The sequence below is a fragment of the Streptomyces sp. NRRL B-24085 genome, assembly GCF_001282115.1.
GTDB lineage: Bacteria > Actinomycetota > Actinomycetes > Streptomycetales > Streptomycetaceae > Streptomyces.
This window is the reverse complement of the sequence record NZ_LJBR01000628.1, coordinates 1-6512: the sequence shown is the minus strand read 5'-3', so window position 1 is coordinate 6512 and position 6512 is coordinate 1. Positions and strand designations below refer to the sequence as shown.

The 6512-nt window shown below is 70.7% G+C and carries 4 protein-coding genes; 3 read left to right on the top strand and 1 reads right to left on the bottom strand.

Translation table 11 applies throughout. The annotated features are described in order from the left end of the window. The 3 genes from AOJ26_RS40540 to AOJ26_RS40530 all read left to right on the top strand — a co-directional run. Nucleotides 1-1614: LCP family protein (locus AOJ26_RS40540; RefSeq protein ID WP_053853329.1), on the top strand; the 1614-nt coding region annotated here is incomplete at its 5' end. 140 nt (nt 1615-1754) lie between these two features. Then, nucleotides 1755-3488, top strand: a complete 1734-nt coding sequence (locus AOJ26_RS40535; RefSeq protein ID WP_053853328.1) for an LCP family protein — start codon at nt 1755-1757, stop codon at nt 3486-3488. Between the two features lie 136 nt (nt 3489-3624). Next, nucleotides 3625-5226, top strand: coding sequence for an LCP family protein (locus AOJ26_RS40530; protein WP_373413134.1), 1602 nt, complete (start codon nt 3625-3627; stop codon nt 5224-5226). A 34-nt stretch (nt 5227-5260) separates the two neighbouring features. Here the strand turns inward: AOJ26_RS40530 and AOJ26_RS40525 are convergent, their stop codons facing one another. Beyond that, nucleotides 5261-6289, bottom strand: coding sequence for a glycosyltransferase family 2 protein (locus AOJ26_RS40525; protein WP_053853326.1), 1029 nt, complete (start codon nt 6287-6289; stop codon nt 5261-5263). Between the last annotated feature and the right edge of the window lie 223 nt (nt 6290-6512).

The following is a 6512-nucleotide window of genomic DNA, read 5'->3' as shown; positions in this document are numbered from 1 at the left end:
GGAGGGGGCGCGGCCGGTTTCCCGGCACGCTCCGGGCCGGCTGGAGCCGCCGGCGGGGGCGGCGGCAGCGGGAGCGGGGGCAGAGGGGACGGCGGCAGCCGGCACGGGCGGCGGCGCGGCAGACGCGGGCACCGGGTGCTGCGATGGTCGGCGGCCACGCTCGCCGTGCTGATACTCGGCACGGCCGGCGCCGGATACCTGTACTACCAGCATCTCAACGGCAACATACGCAAGGGCGAGCGCAGCAGCGGTGACTCCAAGGCGCGCAGGACCGAGGCCAACGCGGCCGGGCAGACGCCGCTCAACATCCTGCTGATCGGCTCGGACAGCCGTAACTCCGACGAGAACGTGCGGCTCGGCGGCAGCCGGGACAACCGCGGCAACCCGCCGCTGGGCGACGTGCAGATGCTCATCCACCTCTCCGCGGACCGCAAGAGCGCGGCGATGGTGAGCATTCCGCGCGACACCCGTGTCGACATCCCCAAGTGCACGGACCCGGACACCGGGAAGACGTACCCGGCGACCACCGACATCATCAACACCTCGCTGGCCCGCGGCGGCGCCGGCTGCACGCTCGCCACCTGGCAGAACCTCACCGGTGTCTACATCGACCACTGGATGACGATCGACTTCTCGGGCGTGGTGCGGATGGCGGACGCCATCGGCGGGGTCTCCGTCTGCGTGAAGCAGAACGTGTGGGACCGACCGACGGCCGCGGTGCCGGGCGGCTCCGGGCTGAAGATGACGGCGGGCACCCACAAGGTCGAGGGCAAGCAGGCCCTCCAGTGGCTGCGCACCCGGCACGCCTGGGGCAGCGACCTGATGCGGGCCAGGGCCCAGCACATGTACCTGAACTCGATGATCCGCACGCTGAAGGGGCAGAACGTCTTCACCGACACCCCGCGGCTGATGAGCCTCGCCGAGGCGGCCACCAAGTCCCTCCAGGTGTCCGAGGAGATCGGCTCGGTCAAGGAGCTCTACGACCTGGGCATGCAGCTCAAGTCGGTGCCGACGGACCGCATCACCTCGGTGACGATGCCGAACGTCGAGGACCCGCGGGACGGCAACCACGTCGTGCCGGACGGCGCGAACGCCGACAAGCTGTGGGAGATGCTCCGCGACGACGTGCCCCTCGACAAGAAGGGCAAGGGGTCCGGCAGGAAGAAGGACAGCGGGCCCACCAAGGCCCCTTCGGCCCCGGACGGCGAGATCGGCGTCCTGGTCCGGAACGCGACGGCGACCGCCACGCTGGGCCCGGTGGGCGGACGGGCCGGCACGATCGCCGCCGCGCTCGTGCAAAAAGGTTTCTCGCAGGCGTCCAAGGACGCGACGACGGGGCTCTCCGAGGAACGGACCGTCGTGCGCTACCCGAGCGCCGACCTGGAGGGCGACGCCCAGCGGGTCGCCAAGTCCCTGGGCATCCCGATGAGTTCGGTGAAGAAGTCGACCGATGTGTCCGGGGTCACCCTGGTCGTGGGCGCCGACTGGCGCACCGGGACGGTGTATCCGAAGCAGTCCGAGGCCAGGGCCGGTGACGTGCCGGGCAACGCGGACGCCATCAACGGCTCGGACACCGGACAGTGCATGGACGTGTACTCGGTGTACCGCTGGTAGTCGAACGGAGCGGGCCGGGCGTACGTACATGCTCACGGAATCGGCACGGGAACAACTCACGTCGCTCAAGGCCCGATCGGGCGGATAGTGTGAGCGATCCAGCGATCGCCGCGTGGCCCTGACGGAGGATTCGGACAACCGTGGACGCACAAGGCCGTGGGCGGGCGGACGACGTCGACCCCGCAGACCAGTGGGTGCTCAATCCGAACACCGGTGAGTACGAACTGCGACTGGCCCCTTCCGCAGCGCAGTCGCCCGTTCCCGGTCCGCGGGGATCGGCGGCCGCACCGAGCCGGCCGGGAGCGCCGCGTGGTCGTACGACGACCCCCGCGGCCCCCGGCCGGGACGTCCCGCCGCCGCGCAGGCGCCGGGGCGGGCCGCCCGAGGAGCCGCTGCCGGGGCGGCGCGGACGCCGGCCGGTCAAGCAGAAGTCGAAGGCGAAGAAGGCGCTGCTGTGGACCGGCGGCACGATGGCGTTCGTCCTGGTCGCCGGTGCCACGACGGGGTACTTCTACCTCAAGCACCTGGAAGGCAACGTCGGCACGACCGACGTCGGGGACGCGGCCGCGAGCAGCTTCAGCAAGGACGAGGCCTTCGACATCCTCATCATCGGCACCGACAAGCGCACCGGTGAGGGCAACGAGGGCTACGGCGACAAGGGCAGCGTCGGCCACGCGGACACCAACATCCTGCTGCACGTCTCCAAGGACCGGACGAACGCGACCGCGCTGAGCATCCCGCGCGACCTGATCGTCGACATCCCGGACTGCGAGACCAAGCAGGAGGACGGCTCCACGTCGGTCGTCGCGGGGCAGGACGGCGTCCGCTTCAACCGGAGCCTCGGGGAGAGCGGCCGGGACGCGGGCTGCACGATGCGCACCGTGGAGGCGGCCACCGGCATCAAGCCGGAGCACTTCGTGATGGCCGACTTCAACGCGGTGAAGACCCTGACCTCCGCGGTGGACGGGGTCGAGGTCTGTGTGGAGAACGCCGTCGACGACAAGAAGTCCAAGCTCGTCCTGCCCGCCGGCACGTCCAAGGTGGAGGGTGAAATGGCCCTCGCCTTCGTGCGCACCCGGCACGCCTTCGGCAACCAGGGCGACCTGGACCGGATCAAGGTGCAGCAGCAGTTCCTGGGTTCGCTGATGCGCAAGATGACCTCAGGCGACACCCTCACCAGCCCCGCCAAGCTGCTGAAGCTGGCGGAGGCCGCGACCAACGCGCTCACCGTGGACAAGGCGATCGGCAAGGTCGGCACGCTCAAGGACATCGCCCTGGAGCTGAAGAAGGTGCCGACGAAGAACATCAGCTTCATGACCGTCCCGGTCAAGGACAACCCGGCCGAGACGGTCAAGGCGACGGTGGTCGTCGACGAGACGAAGGCCCCCTCGATCTTCGACGCGATCAAGAACGACGTCTCCTTCACCGAGGTCAAGGCGCAGGAGAAGAAGGAGAAGGCGGCGGTCGCGGCCCGGCTCAAGGGCACCAGGTCCGCCGCGTCCGAGGTGCGGGTGCGCATCCTCAACGGCGGTGCGGCCGCCGGCAGCGCCCAGCGGCAGCTCGCCTACCTCCAGACCGAGGCGGGCGTGACCAAGTCCGACAACGCGGGCAACGCCGAGGCGGCCCTGGCGAGGACGACCCTGGAGTACGACCCCGACCAGGCCGACCAGGCGCGCCGCCTCGCGGACATCATGGGGCTGTCCGGCTCGGCGCTGAAGCCCGGCAAGAGCGTCACCAACGCCCAGGGCCTGCCCGCCATGACCCTCACCCTGGGCAAGGACTTCAAGGGCGCGGGCGTGAAGCTGAACTCCGCCACGGCGTCCGCACCGGACGTGGAGAAGTCCACGGCGGACAAGACGCAGTGCGCTAGCTGAGGTCCACGGCGGACAAGACGCGGCGCGCCGGCCGGGGTTCACGGGGTACCGCGAGCCGGCGCCCAGGTCTCGCACAGGTTCACAGGGCAACCTCACGGCCCCGTCGTATGTCTAAGACGTGCGGCGGGCCCGTGGCATGACCGCGGATCCGGTGGGGTGGGCGGGGAGGACGGGAACGTTGACAACGCAATACAGCGTGCAGGAAGCGGCGCCGGCGACCGAGGGGGACGGCGGGCACGGCAGCCGCAGGGCGCCGCGCAAGCACCGGCTGCTCAGATGGTCGGCGGCGACGCTCGCGGTGCTGATACTCGCGGCGGGCGGGACCGGCTACCTCTACTACCGGCACCTGAACTCCAACATCGAGCAGGACGACCTGAACCTCGGCGACAACAAGGTCGCCGAGCCGACGCCGAACGCCGCGGGCCAGACCCCGCTGAACATCCTGCTGATCGGCTCCGACGCCCGGGACAGCAAGGAGAACCAGGAACTCGGCGGCGCCAGGGAGACCTTCGGCTCCACTCCCCTCGCGGACGTGCAGATGCTGCTGCACCTGTCCGCCGACCGCACCAACCTCTCGGTCGTCAGCATGCCCCGCGACACCCTGGTGAAGATCCCCAAGTGCACCGACCCGGACGACGGCAAGGTGTACGCGGCGAGCAACGGGCGGGTGATGACCAACCAGAGCCTCGGCCACGGCGGCCCGGGGTGCACGGTGGCCACCTGGCAGGAACTCACCGGCATCCACATCGACCACTTCGTGATGGTCGACTTCGCCGGCGTGGTGTCCATGGCCGACGCCATCGGCGGGGTGCCCGTCTGCGTGGACGCCAACATCCACTCGCGGGACAGCCAGGGGCACGGCTCGGGCCTCAAGCTGGAGAAGGGCACCACCTCCGTCAAGGGCGAGCAGGCGTTGCAGTGGCTGCGCACCCGCTACGGCTTCGAGGACGGCAGCGACCTCGCCCGCGCCAAGGCCCAGCACATGTACATGAACTCGATGGTCCGCGAGCTGCGCGCCAACGCCACCCTGAGCAGCCCCAACAAGCTGCGCAAGCTCGCCGAGCAGGCCACCAGCGCCCTGACCGTCGACTCGGGGCTCGGCACCGTGAAGAAGCTCTACGACCTCAGCAACGAGCTCCGCAAGGTCGAGCCGGAGCGCATCACCATGACGACCATGCCGAACCGGTACGTCGGCGCGCGCGTGGAGCCCACCGAGGACGCCGAGCAGCTCTTCCGGCTGGTGCGCGACGACATCGCGCTGGACGGCAAGGACGCGAAGAAGGCCACCGCGCAGAAGGCGGAGGAGGCCTCCGACGACACGGCCGCCGCGAAGGACGAGATCGGGGTCCTGGTGCAGAACGGCACCCGCACCGACAGCCTGGCCGCGGCACGCGGACGGGCGAGCACGGTGGCCGGCCTGCTGGTGGACAAGGGCTTCGAGAAGGCGGTCTCCGACCGTTCCGCGTCGCTCAGCGAGGCGAAGACGCTCGTGCGCTACCCGAGCGCGGAACTGGAGGGCGACGCCCAGGCGGTCGCCAAGTCCCTGGGCATCCCGATGAGTTCGGTGAAGAAGTCGACCGACGTCTCCGGGGTCACGCTCGTCGTGGGCGCCGACTGGCGCGAGGGTACGGCGTACCAGGCGCCCGAGGAGGACGACACGACCCCGAAGACCGCGGAGGCCCTCAACGGCGCCGACGACTCGGCCTGCATGCACGTCAACCCGGGCTTCACCTGGTGACGGGGGCGCCCCTCGGTCCCGGGGGGCGCCCCTTTCACACCTCGTTCAGGACGGCGGGCCGGCGCGAGGCGATGACCCGCCGGGCCAGGGAGCGCGGGCTGGTCAGGAAGCCGTAGCCCCACGACATGTGCATGGTGGCGAGGGCGACGGGGATCTGGAGCCGGGCCTTCAGCGGCAGCCCCTTGCCCGCGGGCAGCGAGCCGAGGACGATCGCCGCGAGGTAGCCGCCCGGGATCACGAAACCGAGCGGGGTCAGCGCGGCGCCGACCACGATCCCGGCCGCGATCGCGCACACCGCGGTCGGCGGGGCGAGGTAGCGCAGGTTGATGGAGCCCTCGTGGTAGCGGGCGACGACGTGCCGCCAGCGGCCGTAGTCCTTGTACTGCTTGGCCAGCGCCTTGACCGACGGCCTCGGGCGGTACGACACCCTGAGCTCGGGCGAGAACCAGATGAGCCCGCCCGCCTCCCTGATCCGGAAGTTGAGCTCCCAGTCCTGGGCGCGGATGAACTCCTCGTTGTAGCCGCCCTGTTGCTCCAGGGCCTCGCGCCGGAAGACACCGAGGTACACGGTCTCGGCGGCCTGCGCCGCACCGCCCGTGTGGAAGGCGGCGTTGCCGACACCGATCCTGGAGGTCATCGCGGCGGCGACCGCGCGTTCCCAGTCGTTCTCGCCCTCGGCGTGCATGATGCCGCCGACGTTCTGCGCGCCGGTCTCCTCCAGGAGCCGTACGGCGGTCGCGATGTAGTTCGGCGAGAGCATGCCGTGCCCGTCGACGCGGACGACGATCGGGTGGCGGGAGGCCTTGATCGCGGCGTTGAGGGCGGCGGGGGTGCGGCCGGTGGGGTTCGGGACGGTGTGCACGCGCGCGTCTTCCGCGACGAGCTCGGCGGCGATCTCGTCCGTGCGGTCCGTGGACGGACCGAGGGCGATCACGACCTCCATCTCGCCGGCGTACTCCTGCGCGAGGATCGCTTGGACGGCTCCGCGCAGATGCCGTTCCTCGTTGAGGACGGGCATGATCACAGACACGGCGGGGAGCTGCACGTCGGGCTTGGCGTTCATAGGGGGCTCACGTTACCGCGAACGGGGGACACCGTTGCGCGCCACCGGCGCCGGTGCACCGGGCGGCAGATCGTATCGGCCTACGGTGCTCAGGATCCCTCGTTCGGCTGTTCCTCGCGGAGGTGTCCCCCCATGCCCGCCACGCCCCCACGGCCCTCCGCCGCCCGCCCCCGTCCCCCGCGGCGCCGGCCCGCCCCGCCGCCCGTGCGGCCCCGACGGCCCC